Here is a 16,766-nt window from a genome sequence, read left to right on the forward strand (position 1 = left end):
CTGCCGTCTAGGGAAAGGGGGGAAGGGAAAGGAGCACGCATGAAGGATAGTTTCCAAACACTTAAGACCCTTAACACCCCAAGCGGCACCTACGCCTACTTCGACCTTACGGAACTGGAGAGGAAGGGCCTTGCCGAGGTAAGCCGGCTCCCCTTCTCCATCCGTATCATGCTGGAAAGCCTCCTGAGAAACGAGGACGGCTACCAGGTAACCAAGGAGGACATAGAGGCCCTGGCCCGCTGGACTCCAGAGCCGGGGGAGATCAACGTGCCCCTGAAGCTGGCCCGCGTCATCCTGCAGGACTTCACCGGGGTGCCGGCGGTGGTGGACCTGGCGGCCATGCGGGACGCCGTGGCCGAGCGGGGCGGGGACCCCAGGCGCATCAACCCCGTGGTGCCTGCCGATCTGGTCATCGACCACTCGGTGCAGGTGGATGCCTTCGGCACCGCCTACGCCTTCTTTTACAACGTGGAAAAGGAGTACGAAAGGAACCGGGAGCGCTACCTCCTCCTCAAGTGGGCCCAAGGGGCCCTGGAAAACTTCCGGGTGGTGCCCCCCGGCACCGGCATCGTTCACCAGGTGAACCTGGAGTACCTGGCCAAGGTGGTGATGACCCAGCAGGTGGAGGGCCTCACCCTGGCCTTCCCCGATAGCCTGGTGGGCACCGACAGCCACACCACCATGGTGAACGGCCTGGGTGTTTTGGGCTGGGGCGTGGGGGGCATAGAGGCCGAGGCGGTGATGCTGGGACAGCCCTACTACATGCTGGCCCCGAAGGTGGTGGGCTTTAAGCTTTACGGGGAGCTTCCCGAAGGGGCCACGGCCACCGACTTAGTCCTCACCATCACCGAGATCCTGCGCAAACACGGGGTGGTGGGCAAGTTCGTGGAGTTCTACGGCCCAGGGGTGGCCAGGCTCTCCCTGGCGGACCGGGCCACCATCGCCAACATGGCCCCCGAGTACGGGGCCACCATGGGCTTCTTCCCCGTGGACGAGGAAACCCTGAACTACCTTAGGCTCACGGGCCGCCCCGAGGAGCTGGTGGAGCTGGTGGAAGCCTACACCAAGGCGGTAGGGCTTTTCCGCACCCCCGAGGCCGAGGAAAAGGTCCGCTACTCGGAAACCCTGGAGCTGGACCTCTCCACGGTGGAGCCCTCCCTGGCCGGCCCCAAAAGGCCCCAGGACCGGGTGGCCCTTAGGGAGGTGAAGGGAAGCTTCCTCGCCCACCTCACCAAGCCGGTGAAGGAACGGGGGTTTGGGCTTGGGCCAGACCAGCTTGGCAAGAAGGTCCTGGTCAAGCGGCACGACGAGGAGTTTGAGCTCGCCCACGGCTCGGTGGTTATCGCCGCCATCACCAGCTGCACCAACACCTCCAACCCCACGGTGATGCTGGGAGCCGGGCTTTTGGCCAAGAAGGCGGTGGAGGCGGGGCTGGACACCAAGCCCTGGGTGAAAAGCTCCCTGGCCCCAGGTTCCAAGGTGGTCACGGACTACCTGGAAGCCAGCGGGCTTTTGCCCTTCCTCGAGGCCCTGCGCTTCCACGTGGTGGGCTACGGGTGCACCACCTGCATCGGCAACTCCGGTCCCCTGCCCGAGGACATCGCCAAGGCGGTGGAGGAGGGGAACCTGGTGGTGGCCGCGGTGCTCTCCGGGAACCGCAACTTCGAAGGGCGCATCAACCCCCACGTGAAGGCCAACTACCTGGCAAGCCCCATGCTGGTGGTGGCCTACGCCCTGGCAGGGCGGATGGACATCGACTTCACCCAGGAACCCCTGGGCCACGACCCCAACGGCAAGCCCGTCTACCTCAAGGACATCTGGCCCTCCATGGAGGAGATCCGGGAGGCCATGGCCAAGACCCTGGACCCCGAGCTCTTCAAGAAGGAGTACGCCAAGGTCTTTGAGGGGGATGAGCGCTGGCAGGGCCTACCCGCCCCCACCGGGGAGCTTTTCGGCTGGGACCCCGAGAGCACCTACATCCAAAAGCCCCCCTTCTTCCAGAACCTGGGCCAGCACCGGGTGGGGGATATCCGGGGGGCCCGGGTGCTTCTGGTCCTAGGGGATTCCGTGACCACCGACCACATCTCCCCCGCCGGGGCCATCCCCGTGAAGAGCCCGGCGGGCCAGTACCTGATCTCCAAGGGGGTCAAGCCGGAGGACTTCAACTCCTACGGCTCCCGGCGGGGCAACCACCAGGTGATGATGCGGGGCACCTTCGCCAACATCCGCATCAAGAACCTGATGCTGGATGGGGTGGAAGGGGGCTATGCGAAGAAGCTTCCCGAAGGCGAGGTGGATTTCGTCTACCACGTGGCCATGCGCTACCAGGAGGAGGGCACACCCCTTTTGGTGATCGCCGGTAAGGAGTACGGCACGGGCAGTAGCCGCGACTGGGCCGCCAAGGGCACCTTCCTCCTGGGCATCAAGGCGGTGCTGGCGGAAAGCTTTGAAAGGATCCACCGCTCCAACCTGGTGGGGATGGGGGTCCTGCCCCTGGAGTTCTTGCCCGGGGAGAACCGGGAAACCCTGGGCCTCACGGGCTACGAGGTCTACGACATCCTAGGCCTTCAGGACCTAACCCCCCGCAAAAAGGTGGAGGTGGTGGCGAGAAGGGAAGACGGCACGGAGGTTCGCTTCCAGGCCACCGCCCGCCTGGACACCCCGGTGGAGGTGGACTACTACAGGAACGGGGGCATCCTCCAAACCGTGCTCCTCAACATGCTGAAGGAGGCCAAGGCCCAGTAGCCTAGGACAGGAAGGCCCCGGGGCATAGCCCCGGGGCCTTCTTATACCACCCCACCCTGGCTTGCGCCAGGGTGGGGGCCCCGGAAAACGCCTTGGGTGGCGGAGAACCCGGCGTAACTCAGGGAAGGATACCCGGTTATTAGGAGGGCGCTAAAGCCCTGCGCCGATCTCCAGATGGGGGTTGGGGCGGCCCCCCTCCTCCGCCTCCCGGGCCTCAATCTTGCCCTTGATGCGCTTTAAGCGGAAGGTATCCTCCCTTTCCCGTTGCTCCAGGACCTGCTGGATGAAGCGGATCTGGGAGCGGATCCCGGGGATCACCACCTGCTCCAGGGCGTTCACCCGGCGGGTGGTCTTCTTGATCTCCTCCCCGATCTTCTTGAGGCGGGTTTCCGTGTTGGCCACCTGGATCAGGGCCTCGGCGTAACGGCGGAAGGCCCGGGCGGCCTCCAGGGTGTAGGCGGGGGTGCCCACCGGGGAAAGAAGGGCCCCATCGGAAAAGGTGACCCTAAGCCTGGGCACCTTGCTCCCCCAGACGTTTTCCACCTCCGCCTCCACCTTTTCCAAGGGACGCACCCCCAGGGCCGCCGCGGCCACCGCCTCCGGCCCGTCAAAGGCCTGGGCCAGGATCAAGGCCCCGTAGGCTTCCTGGGCCGCCTGGTTCAGGGCCTTGCGGGCCTCGAGGGCCTCCCGCACCAGGCCGAAGAACTCCGCCACCAAGGCATCCCGCTTCTTCTTGAGGAGGTCCACCCCCTTCTGCGCCAGGCGCATCTGGCCGCGCCGCTGCAGAAGGTTCATGCGGGTGGGGCTTACCTGGCTCATGGGGCCTCCTTAGTCCAGGGCCTGGGGAGCACCCCAGATCTCCTCCAGCTTCTGCCCGTAGTACTTACCGATGTGGTCGCGGGAAATCCGCTTAAGCTCGCCCTGGGGCAGCATGGAAAGCAGGGCCCAGGCGATCTGCAGGCTCTCCTCAATGGAGCGGTTCTGCTGCCCCTGGTTGATGAAGTGCTTCTCAAAGGCGTCGGCGAACTGCAGGTAGCGCCGGTCGTTTTCCGTGAGGGCATCCTCGCCGATGATGGCCACCAGCTTGCGGATGTCCACCCCGTTGGCGTAGGCGGAGTAGAGCTGGTCGGAAACCTGCTTGTGGTCCTCCCGGGTCTTGCCCTTGCCCACCCCGTTGTTCATGAGCCGGGAAAGGGAGGGCAAGGGGTCGATGGGCGGGTAGATACCTTTGCGGTGGAGCTCCCGGGAAAGCTGGATCTGGCCCTCGGTGATGTAACCGGTGAGGTCGGGGATGGGGTGGGTGCGGTCGTCGTCGGGCATGGAGAGGATGGGGATCTGGGTCACGGAGCCCTTTTTGCCCACCACCACCCCGGCCCGCTCGTAGATGGTGGCCAGGTCGGTGTACATGTAGCCGGGGTAGCCCCGCCGGCCCGGGATCTCCTCGCGGCTTGCCCCGATCTCCCGCAAGGCCTCGCAGTAGTTGGTCATGTCCGTGAGGATGACCAGCACGTGGTAGTCGTGCTCAAAGGCCAGGTACTCGGCCACGGTGAGGGCCATGCGGGGGGTGAGGATGCGCTCAATGGTGGGGTCGTCCGCCTTGTTGAGGAAGAGCACGGAGCGGCTTAAGGCCCCGGTGCGCTCAAACTCCTGGATGAAGTAGGAGAGCTCCCGCTGGGTGATCCCCATGGCGGCGAAGACCACGGCGAAGGGTTCCTCCTTCTCCCCCTCCCCCGAGAGGTCGGGGCGCACCGTGGCCTGGCGGGCGATCTGGGCCGCAATCTCGTTGGCGGGAAGGCCCGAGCCCGAGAAGATGGGGAGCTTCTGCCCCCGCACCAGGGTGTTCATCACGTCAATGGTGGAGATGCCCGTCTGGATGAACTCCTCAGGCTTCCTCCGGGCCACGGGGTTCAGGGGAAGGCCCACGATGGGAAGCCGCTTCTCCGGGGTAATGGGGGGCAGGCCGTCGATGGGCTTGCCAATACCGTTGAAGCGCCGGCCCAGCATCTCCTTGGAAACCCCAAGCCGGGCCACATCCTCCACCAGGCTCACGCTGGTGGTGGCCAGGTCCAGCCCCGTGGTCTCCTCAAACACCTGGATGACCGCATACTCCTCGGAAACCTCGATCACCTGACCGCCGCGCACCCGGCCCGTGCCGTCTTTGATGTCCACGATGGCGCCGTAAGCCAGGTCCTTGGCGTTTTCCACGAAGAGGAGAGGCCCCGAGATATAGGTAATGCCCGTGTACTCCTTCTTAAGAAGATCCATCCTTCCCTCCCCTAGGCCAAGGCCTTGAAGGCTCCCTCAATCTCCTGCATGGCTTCCTCAAAGTAGCGGGGGAAGTCCTGCTCGCTCACGTAGCGGGCCCGGCCGATGCGCTCGATCATCGGGAGCTGCAGGATCTCGTCCACGGTCACCCCCCGCCGGATGGCCGCCTCCGCCTCCTTGTAGAAGCTGAGGATCATCTTCATGATGCCGTAGGCCTTTTGCATGGAGCAGTAGGCGTCGATCTCGTGGAAGGCGTTTTGTTGCAGGAAGTCCTCGCGGATGATCCGCCCCACCTCGATGACCAGGCGCTCGGCATCCTGAAGGGCATCGGGACCCACCAGCTGCACGATCTCCTGCAGCCCCGCCTCCCGCTGGAGAAGCTCGGAGATGGCGTCGCGAAGCTCGGGGTAGTCGGGGGCCACGTTCTCGCGGTACCAGGGGTCCAGGGCCGGGGTGAAGAGAGAATAGGAACCATTCCAGTTAATCGCCGGGAAGTGGCGCCGGAAGGCCAAGGAGGCATCCAGCCGCCAGAAGGCCCCCACGATGCGCAGGGTGGACTGGGTCACGGGCTCGGACATGTCGCCGCCCGGTGGGGAAACCGCCCCCACGATGGTGATGGCCCCCTCCTCCCCCGCCAGGGTGATCACCTTACCGGAGCGCTCGTAGAAGGCGGCCAGACGGGCGGCCAGGTAAGGGGGGTAACCCTCTTCCGCGGGCATCTCCTCCAGGCGGCTGGAGATCTCCCGCAAGGCCTCGGCCCAGCGGCTGGTGGAGTCGGCCATGAGGGCCACGGCGAACCCCTGGTCCCGGAAGTACTCGGCGATGGTCACCCCCACGTAGATGCTGGCCTCACGGGCGGCCACGGGCATGTTGGAGGTGTTGGCGATGAGCACCGTGCGGTGCATGAGGGGCCCGCCCGTCTTGGGGTCGGTGAGCTCGGGGAACTCCACCAAGACGTCGGTCATCTCGTTCCCCCGCTCCCCACAGCCCACGTAGACCACCACGTCCGCATTGGACCACTTGGCCAGGGCTTGCTGGGTCACGGTCTTGCCGCTGCCAAAGGGCCCGGGGATGGCCGCCGTACCCCCCATGGCCACGGGGAAGAGCACGTCCAGGATGCGCATCCCCGTGAGGAAGGGGGTATTGGGGTCCAGCTTGCGCTGCACGGGCCGGGCCCGGCGCACGGGCCAGGTGTGGTAGAGCTTAAGCTGGGTGCCATCCTCCAGGATCACCACTGGCTCCTCCACCGTGTACTCCCCAGCGGGCTTCACCTCCTTCACCCGGCCCTTCACATCCGGGGGCACCAGGATCTTGTGGGTGAAGTTGAACTCCGGCACCGTGCCCAGGACCATGCCCCCCTTCACCTCATCCCCCGGCTGGACCCTGGGGGTCCAGGCCCACTTCTTCTCCCGGTCCAGGGGGTGCACCACCACCCCCCGGGTGATGTAGATCCCGGTTCTCTCCTGGATGCGCTCCAGGGGGCGCTGGATGCCGTCGTAGATCCCGTTCAGCATCCCTGGACCCAGCTCCACCGCCAGGGGAAGCCCCGTGGAGACCACCGGCTCCCCCACCTTAAGCCCCGAGGTGTCCTCATAGACCTGGACGAAGGCGGTGTCCCCATCCAGGCGGATGATCTCCCCCACCAGGCCCTCGTGGCCCACCTTGCAAATGTCGTACATGCGAGCCCCGGTCATGCCCTTGGCAATCACCGCCGGGCCCGCAATCTTCTGGATCACGCCCTGGATCATCTTCCCTCCATTCTACAGCTTGATGTCAAAGCCTATGGTCCTCCGCACCAACTCCCGCATGTACCCCTCCACATCGGGGTTTTGGAAGGCGTCCCGCAAGCCCGCAAAGGGAAGGAGCACGGGGAGGCCCTTGCCCCGCATGAGCCTCTCCACCGCCTTTTCCGGCTCGGGAAGAAGCCCGCTGTCCACGGCCACCAGGGCATACCCCCCGGCCTGGACCAGTTCCTCCAACCGGACCCGGGCCTCCTCAAAGCTGGAGGCGGGATAGGCCTCGAGGCCCGCCAGGCGGAAGCCCTGGGCCGATTCGGGATCGGCGATCACCGCCACCTTCATTCGCAGACCACCTCCTCCTCCACCTGGGCCCGGGGAAGCCCGAAGTAGGCCCGCCGAGCCAGAAGCCTAAGCCGCATGGCCTCCCACTCCCTTTCCCTCACGTAGGCCAGGACCAGGCCCACCCCTAGGGGATCCGAAGCCCCCTTCCTGGCCTCCTTGAGGAGGACGCACCTTAGCCGCCTTTCCAGCACCTTTAGGTCCCGCACCCCGGCCAAAGGAGCAAAGGGCGTGCCCGAAAGCTCGTCCAAGACGGCGTAATCCCCCTCCAGGAGCCGGGCAAAGCGCACCCTGTCCACGAACCGGCCACCCCGGATAAAGACGCTTTCCACCGGCACGTCCTGCCCCTGGAGCTTAAAGGCGGTGCGCAGGTTCTCCGCGTCCACCTCGAGGGCCAGGTGGTCCCGCAAGGCCGGCTCCTCCAGGGCCTTGGAGGCCTTGGCCACATCCTCAAAGAAGTGCTTGGCCAAAAGGGCCTCCACCCGGGAAAGGTCCTGGGTTTCCCGCAAAACCGCCCTCAAGGCCCGGGCCAAGGGATGGCCCGGTACCGACAAAACCTGGGCCATCCCGGCTGCATCCTGGGCCTCGTAAGCTTGCCGCCAAAGGGTTTCCTTGAGGGTGCCGGGCAAGAGGGCAATCTCCTCAAAGGGCTTGCCCGTAGCCTTGGCCCGGAGGAGGGCCTGCAGGTTGGTAAGGTCATTCCTGAGAAGGAGAAGCCGGACCGCCTCCCGGGCCTCCCCCGTGACCAAGCCCGCCAGATCCCCCACCAACCGGGCCTGGGTAAGGGCTACCGCCCGGTCCACATCAGGGAGGCCCTGGCCGGCCAGGTCCTGGCCGTAGACGCTCTCGGAAAGAAGGCGCAGGAAATCGGGATAGGCAAGGTCCAAGGCCTCCTGGAAAAAGCTCTCCTTGAGGAGGGTGCCCCTCCTGGCCCGCACCCGGGCGTTTAGGTAGCCGAAGTCGTCCGCCATGTTCTAGCCCCACACCACCTGGGCCACCTTGGAGGAAAGGGCATCCCAGGCCCGCTCCAGACGGCTTGGCAGGGCGTTTTCCACCTGGGTCCTGCCCCCCTTGCCCATGGCCCTTACCCCAAGGCGCAAGGCGGGGTCCTCCCGGAGCTTTAGGCCCCGCTGTCGCGCCAGATCCTCGAGGTGGGGAAGGTTTTCGGGATGGGAAGCCAAGGCCTCGGGCTCGCCCAAGGCCGCAAGGGCCTCCTCCGCCAGCTTCCGCAAAACCCCTGGCCAATCGGGGCTTTCCGGTAGGGCCATAAGGGCCTCCTGCACCTTCTCCCTCACCCGGGCCAGTACCTCCCCCTTGGCCTCGGTACGGGCTGTAGCCAGGAGGAGCTCCCCGGCGCTTTCTGCCCGGCGAAGGGCGGCTTGCAGGCTGGCCTCGAGGGCCCGCCTCTTGGCGGAAAGCAGGCCTTCGGCCTTGGCCCTGGCCTCGGAGACCAGGCTGTCCGCCTTAGCCTTGGCCTCCGCCAGCACGGCCTGGATCTCCGCCTCCACCTCCTGGCTCAAAATGGCTTCCAGTTTGGACATCTGCCCTCCTTGGAAAAAAGGCCCCACCCCACAAGGGGCAGGGCCCCAAAACCCCTTACAGCTTGCCGTTAAGGATGAAGGCGATGAGAAGGCCGAAGATCACCAAGGTTTCCGGCAGAAGGAGGAAGATCAGGGCGGTACCGAAGTTGCCCCGGTCCTCGGCGATGGCTCCCACACCCGCCGCACCGATTCGGGCCTGGGCCACGCCGGTGCCCAAAGCCGCCAAGCCCACCGCCAGGCCCATGCCTACGGCGATCAGGCCTCGGTCCAAACCGCCGGAAGCCGCCGCCTCCTCCGCCGCCAAAGCCAAAGCGCCGAAAACCGCTACCAGAACCGTAACCAGAAGCTTCTTCATCTCTTTCCCTCCCTAAAGCGTCTCGCGGACGCTCTTGAACGGCCGGTAAGGCCTGCCGTTCTCCTCGTAGAAACCGAACTTGGTGAAGAACTCCACCCAGATAAGACGGATGGGCTGGAGCATGTGGCCTAAGGTGGTGAGAAGAAGGATAAGAAGGTGCAACACCGCCGCCACCAGGATGCCCAAAAGCACCCCCAGAAGCCCAATCCGCTCCGCCAGGGCAAAGCCCACATCGGTAAGAAGGCCCGCCAGAATACCCCCGGCAGCCCCCACCGCATAGATACGGATGTGGGAGAGGATGTGCCCCGCCTGGGTGAAGATCTCCGGAACCATGAGCCACATCCGGCTCACGATAACCGAAAGCAGGAAGACGCCAAAACCCAGGTACATCAGCAAGGAAAGCCACCCAGCCTGCAGGTTCCCCAGGTACCCCACCGCCAGGGCCAGGATGCCCACCAAGCCCCCCAGGTAGCCCACGCCCTCCCAGAAGTGGGCCATGTGGCGGTGCTTCAAACCCAGGTAAGCCCGTAGGGCCAGGCCCCAGAAGACCATGACCACCCCGAAGGCCACGGAAAGCAGGATGAGGAGGTTGGCGGTCTTGGCCGTGTCGATGCGAGGGATGAGGATGGGGATGAGGCCAGGATGCTCGGGGGTACCAAACACCCCCAGGTGCTCCAAAAAGGTGCCGAAGAACTCCCCGTAGATGAAGCCCCAAACCACCGTCCAGAAGACCATCCAGTTAAGGATGTAGACCAGCTTCCCGATGACCGCAGGTTTGAGCCTGAGGGCGAAAAGGTCGATGACCAAAGGCTCATTCCGCTTCACGAACCCGGAAAGCCAGCGCCCGAGGAGCAGGAAAAGAAGGGCATAGCCTATGTCCCCCACGATCATGCCAAACCAGAAGGGGAAGAAGATGGGCACCACCGGGGTAGGGTCCAAGGAGCCGTACTTGGGGGTGTTGAGGAAGCTCACCAAAAGCTCGAAGGGCTTGACCCAAGGGGGGTTGTCCAGGGCCACGGGGATCCTATCGGCCTCGTAGTGCTCGTCCACCGGCTCAAAGGCGTAGATCACCTGGTCCTTGTGCCGGGCTAAAGCCTCCTCTACCCGGCCCTTGGCCTTCACCGGAACGTAGCCCAAAAGGGCGAAGCCAAACCGGCCAGAGGCCAGCTCCTCCAGGGCCTTAAGCCGAGCCGCCTCGTCCTTGGCCCGCGTCCAGAGGCTTTGCAGGGTGGAAGAGGCCTCCTGGGCCAGCTTGTAAAGGGCCTGCCGCACCTCGGAAAGCTCCTTGGGGGCAGCCTCGGCCCGCTCCTTCAACCGGCGGGTGGCCTCGCTTAGGGGAAGATCCCCGTAGGCGCCGGGGAGGCGCAACTCCGCCACCCCCGCCCGGGAAAGGGCCGCCTTGGCCGCCTCGAGGTCCTTCCGGTGCACCACGAGAAGCCCAGCCACCCCTTTGGAATAGGGCTCACTGGCCAGGATGAACTGGTCCTCCAGGGCCTTTTTCAAGGCCTCCTCCACCAGGGGAAGCTCCTTTTCCGTAAGCAAAAAGGGCACCACCCGGAAGAAGGGGCTTCGGTCCAAGCCCTGGGCCATGGCGGCCAGCTTCTCCAAGGGCTCCAGGTAGGCCTGGGCCAGGGAAAGCTCCTCCTCCAGCTCCTGCCTCTGCCGGGCCAGGCCCTCGGCATGGGCCTGGATGGGAGCCAGGGCCTTTTCGGCCGCCTCCAGGCCATCGGGGAAGGGCCTTGTGGCCTCCATCTCCCGGCCCAGAAGGGCGAGGGTGTGCTCGGCCCCCGCCGCCACCCCTTCCCAGCGCCTCAGCTCCTCCCGCTCCTCCGGGGAAAGCTTGTACTCGGCAAGCTCCTCCACCCGGAGGGTTTCCAGGTGGACCACCCCCGCCTGCTGCAGGCTTTGGAGAAGCTCCTGGGCCTTGGCCTTGGGACCGGCCAGGACCAGCTTCTCCATGGGGGCGATCACGGCAAAACCTCCTTCAGAACCAGGGCCACCGCCTCCTCCAACCGGCCCTCTGCCTTTTCCTTGACCGCCTTGGCCTCGGCCTCCGCCTGGGCCCGGTAGCGGGCCAGAATGGCCTCGGTTTCCTGGGCCTCCCGTTCCCGGTATTCGGCCTCCAGGGCCTTGGCCTCGGCCTCCGCCTTCTGCAAAAGGGCCCTGGCCTCCGCCTCCGCCTGCTGCACCAGGGCCTCAGCCTCCTTCTTGGCGGCCTCGAGGCGGGCCAGTAGCTCCCTTTCCTTTTCCGCCAGGCTCTTGATAAGTCCCAGGCCTCCCATCGCCCCTCCCTTCGTGAAAAGATGCGCAAACTGCGCCTGCCGGGTATGATACCGGCCTTTGGGGCCAACGTCAACCAACCCCGCTTAAGTATACTTAAGCGGTGCGGATTCTCGTCAACGAAAAAGGAGCCCAGCGTCTTTTGGCCCGCCACCTTTGGGTGTTCCGCCGCGATGTGGTCTCCGGACCCGCCGAACCCGGCCTCTACCCCGTCTACTGGGGCAAGCGCTTTCTTGCCCTGGCCCTTTTCAATCCCAACAGTGACCTGAGCGTCCGAGCGTACCGCTTTCGCCCGGCCACCGACCCGGTGAAGGCGCTTCTGGATGGCCTGGACCAGGCCCTGGCCCGGCGTTTCCCCGCATTGGAAAGGGAGCCCGAAGGGGGCTATCGCTTGGTCCATGCGGAAGGGGATTTCCTGCCGGGGCTGGTGGTGGACTATTACGCTGGCCACCTGGTCCTGCAGACCACCGCTCACGCCTGGGAAGCCCTTTTGCCCCAGGTGGCCGAGAGGCTTAAGCCCCTGGGCAAAAGCCTCCTGGCCAAAAACGACGCCAAGGCCCGGGAGCTGGAGGGCCTACCCCTCTACGTGCGGCCCCTTTTTGGCCAGGTGCCTCCGGAAGCTACGGTGAAGGAAGGCCAGATCCGCTACCGGGTGGACCTCACCGGGGGGCAGAAGACGGGCGCCTACCTGGACCAAAGGGACAACCGGATTCTAATGGAAAGGTTCCGTGGCGAAAGGGCCTTGGACGTGTTCAGCTATGCGGGAAGCTTTGGCCTCCACCTGGCCCTGGGCTTCAAGGAGGTGATCAGCGTGGACAGTTCCCTCGAGGCCCTAAGGCAAGCGGAGGAGAACGCCAGGCTGAATGGGCTCTCCCTCAAGACGGTGGAGGCCAACGCCTTCGACTACCTAAGGGCCCTGGAAAAGGCGGGGGAACGGTTTGACCTGGTGGTGCTGGACCCGCCCGCCTTCGCCAAGGGGAAAAAGGACCTGGAAAGGGCCTACCGGGCTTACAAGGAGGTGAACCTCCGGGCCATCAAGCTCCTCAAGGAAGGGGGCCTCCTGGCCACCAGCAGCTGCAGCCACCACCTAACCGAGCCCCTCTTCTACCAAATGCTCACCGAGGCGGCCCAGGACGCCCACCGTAGCCTAAGGGTGGTGGAGAAACGGGGGCAGGGGTGGGACCATCCCATCCTCCTCAACCATCCCGAAACCCACTACCTGAAGTTCGCCCTCCTAGAGGTTCTTTGATCCGCCAGGCCCTTTAGGATCGGGCACGGGAAGGGATATCCCCTCCCCGGGCGAGGGGTTCCCACCCCCACCTCCCGTACCTCCTCCCAGGGAATCCGGCGCCAAGCCCCAAGGGGGGATGGAGGCTAAAGTGGTGGGGGAAAACCCGTAACCCCCACCCCCGCCCAGAAGACCCAGGGGGAGAGGCCAGCAAAACCACCTGGAGGAGCATCCCCATCCATTATCCCCCAAGGCCACCCCGGGATAGACTAAAGGGGTGGAGAAGGACCTGTTGGAAGCTCTGGGCCAGCACCTGGTCTGGCGCATCGGCCGGGCGGAGGAGGAGGAGGTCCTGGTGGTGCGGGTGGGCCTAGCCTCGGCCGCGCCCCGGTTTCGGGAACTGCCCAGGCTCCTGAACATCACGGACGCCGAGGTGGCCCGCCTGGCCAAGGAGGGCCGGGTGCGGGTGGAGTGGGTGGAAGGATGAAGGCCAGGCTCCGGTTTGCCCTTAACGGCCACCTTCCCGAGGGCCTGCCCCTGGAGCTCCGCTTTGAAGGGGATGGGCTACGGGGGGTCTTGCGGCAGGAAAACCCCGTTTTGGGGGAGGTGGTCCTGCCCTTCGCCTCGAGGCTCGAGGGGGAGCACCTAAAGGCCCTGCCCCTCCCTCCGCCCTCCTTAAGGCTCGAGGGGTGGATGCGCGCCCAGGGGTCCGCGGTGGAGCTGGAGCTTGAGCTGGAACTTATCCTACCTGAGGGCCAAAGCTGGGGGGAACGGGCCTTTGGAAGGATCCTGGAATTTCTCTTCTACAAAGGCCTGGAGCGCTCTCTTCCCCAAGCGGCCTTTTCTCCGGTATAGTGCCCTATAAAGGAGGTGCCTATGCTGGAGATCCGTTATCTGGGCCACTCGGCGGTTTGGCTCTCCGACGGCACGACCAAGGTGGTCATCGATCCCTTCCTCACCGGGAACCCCCTGGCCCCGGTGGGGGTGGGGGAGGTCCAGGCGGACCTGATCCTGGTCACCCACGCCCACGGGGACCATTTTGGCGACGCCGTGGCCCTCTCCAAGAAAGGGGGCACGGTGGTCTCTACCTTTGAGATCGCCACCTATGCGGAGAAGCACGGGGCCAAGAGCCTTCCCATGAACATCGGGGGCACCTACCGTTTCCCCGGAGGGTGGCTGAAATGGTTCCCCGCCTGGCACTCCAGCAGCTTCCCCGATGGCACCTACGGGGGGATGCCCATGGGGGTGGTGGTAGAACTTGCCGGCAAGCGCATCTACCACGCCGGGGACACCGCCTTCTTCTCCGACATGCGCCTTATCGGAGAGCTGGGCTTGGATCTGGCCCTCCTGCCCATTGGGGACCACTTCACCATGGGACCGGAAGACGCCCTGAAGGCCCTGGAGCTTCTCCAACCCAAGCGGGTGGTGCCCATCCACTACAACACCTTCCCCCCCATCAAGCAGGACGGGGAGGCCTTTGCGGCCCGGGCTAAGGAGAAGGGCGTGGAAGGCCACGCCCTGAAGCCGGGAGGGGTGTTGGTCCTTGACTAGCCTGAAGCGCAAGGATTTCCGCCTAAAGATGCTCCTGGGCCTGGGGCAGACCGCCCAGGTCTACCTGGCGGAGGCTCCTGGCGGAGAGAGGGTGGCCCTGAAGCTTCCCCGCAAGGAAGTGCGCCAGGACCCCAAGCTGGCGGAACGCTTCGCCCGGGAGGTTTCCCTTAGCCTCTCCCTAAAGCACCCCCACCTGGTCCGGGGGCTTTACGGGGTGCCCTTCGGCGAGGAGGCCTTCTTGGCCCTGGAGTACCTGGAGAAGGGGACCCTCGAGGACCTCCTCCTGCAACAGCCCCTTCCCCGGGAGGAGGCCACCAAGGCCCTCCTCCAGGTGGGGGAGGCCCTCCTCTTCCTCCACCAAAAAGGCCTGGTCCATCAGGATGTGAAGCCCTCCAACGTGTTCGTGGGGGAAGGGGTGTACAAGCTGGGGGATCTGGGAACCGTGCGCCCTTTGGAGGAGGCCAGCCCAGAGTATGCGGGAAGCCCCCACTACCTGGCCCCCGAGCTTTTCCTGGGGGCCAGGCCCAGCCCCAAGAGCGACGCCTATAGCTTCGGGGTCATGGCCTACGAGCTCCTTGTGGGGAAGCGCCCCTTTCGCGGGGAAAGCTTGGAGGAGCTTAGGAACGCCCACCTCCTTCTCCCTCCCCCTCCCACCTCCTTGCCTTCCCGGCTGGATAAGGCCTTAAGGCGCCTTCTGGCCAAGAACCCCGAGGAACGGCTGGAGCTCAAGGCCTTCCTGGAGGTCCTGAAAAACCCGGAGGGCCCCAAGACCGAGGAAACCCCGCCCAAGCGCAAGGGGTTTCCCTTCTTCTGGAGGAGATAGATGGAACCCATCTGGTACCCCAAGCCCGAGGAGGCCCGGGCCACGAGGCTTTTTCAGTTCATGGAGGCCCTGGGTTTTGCAGACTACGAGGCCTTTTACCGCTACAGCGTGGAGGAGCTGGAGGACTTCTACGGACAGTTTTTCACCCACCTGGGCATACCCTGGCGCAAACCCTATGCGGGGGTGATCTCCGGCGGCTTCCCCCTCCCTCAGTTTTTCCCGGAGGGCCGGCTTAACCTGGTGGAGGCCGCCTTGCGCCATGAGCCCACCGCCTTAGCCCTCATCCACGAAACCGAAGAGGGTGGGGTGCGTACTCTGAGCTATGGGGAGCTGTTAAAAGAGGTGGAACGGGTGGCGGCGGGGCTTCGCGCCCTGGGCGTGGAGCGGGGCGACCGGGTGGGCCTTTGGTTCCCCATGGGCCTCGAGGCGGCCATCCTCCTCCTGGCCACCGCCTGGCTCGGGGCCATCGCCATCCCCATCTTCTCCGGCTACGCCGCCGAGGCGGCGGCGGTGCGGCTTAAAGACGCCAAGGCCAAGCTTCTGGCGGTGCAGGATGCCTTCTTTAGACGGGGAAGAAGGGTAGACCTCCTTCCGGAGGCCCGCAAAGCCCAGGGCCTGGCGGAAACCCCCCACCTTCTGGTGGTGCGCAGGGTGGGCCTTTCCCTGGAAGCCGGGGAAGTGGACTACGCCACCCTGCAAGGGGAGCCCTTCCCCCCGGAGGAGATGGAGAGCATGGACCCCTTCATGCTCATCTACACCTCGGGCACCACCGGCCGCCCCAAGGGCACCGTGCACTACCATGCGGGCTTTCCCCTTAAGGCGGCTTTGGACCTGGCCCTTCTCTTTGACCTTAGGGAGGGGGACCGGCTTTTCTGGTTCACCGACCTGGGCTGGATGATGGGCCCCTGGGCCATCCTGGGGGGCCTTATCCTGGGGGCCAGCGTGTTCCTCTATGACGGGGCCCCCGACTACCCGGGTCCCCAGCGCCTTTGGCGGATGGTGGAGGACTTCCGCCTCACCCACCTGGGCCTCTCCCCTACCCTGGTGCGGGCCCTGATTCCCTTAGGGGAGGAACCCATAAGGGCCCATGACCTTTCGTCCTTGCGGGTCCTAGGCTCCACGGGGGAACCCTGGAACCTCGAGCCCTACCTTTGGTTCTTCCGGGTGGTGGGGGAGGAAAGGAGGCCCATCGTGAACTACTCGGGGGGGACGGAGGTTTCTGGGGGCATCCTGGGAAACGTCCTCCTCAAGCCCATCAAGCCCATGGGCTTTAACACCCCGGTGCCGGGGATGGCCGCAGCGGTGCTGGACGAGGAAGGAAAGCCCGCGGTGGGCAAGGTGGGGGAGCTTGCCGTGCTCAAACCCTGGCCCGGCATGACCAAGGGCTTCTGGCAGGACGAGGCCCGCTACCTGGACACCTACTTCGCCCGCATCCCCGGGGTCTGGGTCCACGGGGACCTGGCCCTTCTGGACGAGGAAGGCCACTTCTTCATCCTGGGCCGGAGCGACGACACCTTGAAGGTGGCGGGGAAGCGGGTGGGCCCAGCCGAGGTGGAAACCGCCGCCATCGCCCACCCCGCCCTCAAGGAGTGCGCCGCCATCGGGGTACCCCATCCGGTGAAGGGAGAGGCCATCGTGCTCTTTGCGGTGCTTAAGCCCGGCTATACCTCAGACCCGGAGCTGGCCCAAGGGGTAGCCGACCGGGTGGCCGAGGCCCTGGGCAAACCCTTAAGGCCAGAAAAGGTTCTCTTCGTGCCCGACCTCCCCAAGACCCGGAACGCCAAGGTGATGCGCCGGGTGGTGCGGGCCGCCTACCTAGGCCAGGATCCCGGCGACCTTTCCGCCCTGGAAAACCCCGAAGCGGTGGAGGCCATCCGCCAGGCAGCCCAAGGGGGCTAGG

At 65.3% G+C, this 16,766-nt stretch carries 16 protein-coding genes; 7 read left to right on the top strand and 9 right to left on the bottom strand.

What is annotated here, in order from left to right:
* Positions 1-39: 39 nt before the first annotated feature.
* Positions 40-2,745 carry an aconitate hydratase AcnA gene (gene acnA / locus DK874_RS02940; protein WP_114312551.1) on the top strand — a complete coding sequence of 902 codons (2,706 nt, stop codon included), beginning with the start codon at positions 40-42 and terminating at the stop codon, positions 2,743-2,745.
* A gap of 150 nt (positions 2,746-2,895) precedes the next feature.
* Here acnA and atpD read toward each other — a convergent pair whose 3' ends face one another.
* From atpD to DK874_RS02985, 9 genes are read right to left on the bottom strand one after another with little or no spacing between them, the layout of a single operon-like run.
* The gene (atpD, locus tag DK874_RS02945) at positions 2,896-3,564 is read right to left on the bottom strand and encodes a V-type ATP synthase subunit D (protein WP_114312552.1); all 669 of its coding nucleotides are present in this window, start codon (positions 3,562-3,564) and stop codon (positions 2,896-2,898) included.
* Positions 3,565-3,573: 9 nt separating this feature from the next.
* On the bottom strand, positions 3,574-5,010 hold the full coding sequence (locus DK874_RS02950) for a V-type ATP synthase subunit B (protein WP_015716781.1): 1,437 nt from the start codon (positions 5,008-5,010) through the stop codon (positions 3,574-3,576).
* An 11-nt stretch (positions 5,011-5,021) separates the two neighbouring features.
* Positions 5,022-6,758 (bottom strand): V-type ATP synthase subunit A, encoded by a 1,737-nt coding sequence (locus tag DK874_RS02955; protein WP_114312553.1) that lies wholly within the window; start codon positions 6,756-6,758, stop codon positions 5,022-5,024.
* Positions 6,759-6,770: 12 nt separating this feature from the next.
* A complete protein-coding gene (locus DK874_RS02960) occupies positions 6,771-7,085 on the bottom strand; it encodes a V-type ATP synthase subunit F (protein ID WP_205387555.1) in 315 nt (104 codons plus the stop codon).
* 2 nt (positions 7,086-7,087) lie between these two features.
* Entirely contained in the window at positions 7,088-8,059 is a 972-nt protein-coding gene (locus tag DK874_RS02965) for a V-type ATPase subunit (protein ID WP_114312555.1), read from the bottom strand.
* Between the two features lie 3 nt (positions 8,060-8,062).
* Positions 8,063-8,629 carry a V-type ATP synthase subunit E gene (locus tag DK874_RS02970; protein ID WP_114312556.1) on the bottom strand — a complete coding sequence of 189 codons (567 nt, stop codon included), beginning with the start codon at positions 8,627-8,629 and terminating at the stop codon, positions 8,063-8,065.
* A 55-nt stretch (positions 8,630-8,684) separates the two neighbouring features.
* The gene (locus DK874_RS02975; RefSeq protein ID WP_114312557.1) at positions 8,685-8,984 is read right to left on the bottom strand and encodes an ATP synthase subunit C-like protein; all 300 of its coding nucleotides are present in this window, start codon (positions 8,982-8,984) and stop codon (positions 8,685-8,687) included.
* A gap of 12 nt (positions 8,985-8,996) precedes the next feature.
* On the bottom strand, positions 8,997-10,955 hold the full coding sequence (locus DK874_RS02980) for a V-type ATP synthase subunit I (RefSeq protein ID WP_114312558.1): 1,959 nt from the start codon (positions 10,953-10,955) through the stop codon (positions 8,997-8,999).
* A complete protein-coding gene (locus DK874_RS02985) occupies positions 10,952-11,266 on the bottom strand; it encodes a V-type ATPase subunit subunit G family protein (protein WP_114312559.1) in 315 nt (104 codons plus the stop codon). The genes DK874_RS02980 and DK874_RS02985 overlap by 4 nt, the downstream gene beginning before the upstream one ends.
* 101 nt (positions 11,267-11,367) lie before the next feature.
* Between DK874_RS02985 and DK874_RS02990 the strand changes: the two genes are divergently transcribed.
* The 6 genes from DK874_RS02990 (at position 11,368) to DK874_RS03020 (ending at position 16,765) form a co-directional block, all read left to right on the top strand.
* The gene (locus DK874_RS02990) at positions 11,368-12,513 is read left to right on the top strand and encodes a 23S rRNA (cytosine(1962)-C(5))-methyltransferase (protein ID WP_114312560.1); all 1,146 of its coding nucleotides are present in this window, start codon (positions 11,368-11,370) and stop codon (positions 12,511-12,513) included.
* 256 nt (positions 12,514-12,769) lie between these two features.
* Positions 12,770-12,979 carry a DUF3248 domain-containing protein gene (locus DK874_RS03000; RefSeq protein ID WP_114312562.1) on the top strand — a complete coding sequence of 70 codons (210 nt, stop codon included), beginning with the start codon at positions 12,770-12,772 and terminating at the stop codon, positions 12,977-12,979.
* The gene (locus DK874_RS03005) at positions 12,976-13,347 is read left to right on the top strand and encodes a DUF3809 family protein (RefSeq protein WP_114312563.1); all 372 of its coding nucleotides are present in this window, start codon (positions 12,976-12,978) and stop codon (positions 13,345-13,347) included. Before DK874_RS03000 ends, DK874_RS03005 begins: the two co-directional genes overlap by 4 nt.
* Before the next feature lie 21 nt (positions 13,348-13,368).
* Positions 13,369-14,043, top strand: a complete 675-nt coding sequence (locus DK874_RS03010) for a metal-dependent hydrolase (RefSeq protein WP_114312564.1) — start codon at positions 13,369-13,371, stop codon at positions 14,041-14,043.
* Complete coding sequence (locus DK874_RS03015) at positions 14,036-14,866, top strand: serine/threonine-protein kinase (protein WP_114312565.1); 831 nt, start codon at positions 14,036-14,038, stop codon at positions 14,864-14,866. Before DK874_RS03010 ends, DK874_RS03015 begins: the two co-directional genes overlap by 8 nt.
* A complete protein-coding gene (locus DK874_RS03020; RefSeq protein ID WP_114312566.1) occupies positions 14,867-16,765 on the top strand; it encodes an AMP-binding protein in 1,899 nt (632 codons plus the stop codon).
* Position 16,766 lies beyond the last annotated feature (1 nt).

The sequence above is a fragment of the Thermus caldifontis genome, assembly GCF_003336745.1.
In the GTDB taxonomy this organism is placed as follows: Bacteria; Deinococcota; Deinococci; order Deinococcales; family Thermaceae; genus Thermus; species Thermus caldifontis.

Coding starts and splice junctions, on each gene's coding strand:
- acnA (WP_114312551.1), top strand. CDS start 40: ATGAAGGATAGTTTCCAAACACTTAAGACCCTTAACACCCCAAGCGGC.
- atpD (WP_114312552.1), bottom strand. CDS start 3,564: ATGAGCCAGGTAAGCCCCACCCGCATGAACCTTCTGCAGCGGCGCGGC.
- DK874_RS02950 (WP_015716781.1), bottom strand. CDS start 5,010: ATGGATCTTCTTAAGAAGGAGTACACGGGCATTACCTATATCTCGGGG.
- DK874_RS02955 (WP_114312553.1), bottom strand. CDS start 6,758: ATGATCCAGGGCGTGATCCAGAAGATTGCGGGCCCGGCGGTGATTGCC.
- DK874_RS02965 (WP_114312555.1), bottom strand. CDS start 8,059: ATGGCGGACGACTTCGGCTACCTAAACGCCCGGGTGCGGGCCAGGAGG.
- DK874_RS02970 (WP_114312556.1), bottom strand. CDS start 8,629: ATGTCCAAACTGGAAGCCATTTTGAGCCAGGAGGTGGAGGCGGAGATC.
- DK874_RS02975 (WP_114312557.1), bottom strand. CDS start 8,984: ATGAAGAAGCTTCTGGTTACGGTTCTGGTAGCGGTTTTCGGCGCTTTG.
- DK874_RS02985 (WP_114312559.1), bottom strand. CDS start 11,266: ATGGGAGGCCTGGGACTTATCAAGAGCCTGGCGGAAAAGGAAAGGGAG.
- DK874_RS03005 (WP_114312563.1), top strand. CDS start 12,976: ATGAAGGCCAGGCTCCGGTTTGCCCTTAACGGCCACCTTCCCGAGGGC.
- DK874_RS03010 (WP_114312564.1), top strand. CDS start 13,369: ATGCTGGAGATCCGTTATCTGGGCCACTCGGCGGTTTGGCTCTCCGAC.
- DK874_RS03020 (WP_114312566.1), top strand. CDS start 14,867: ATGGAACCCATCTGGTACCCCAAGCCCGAGGAGGCCCGGGCCACGAGG.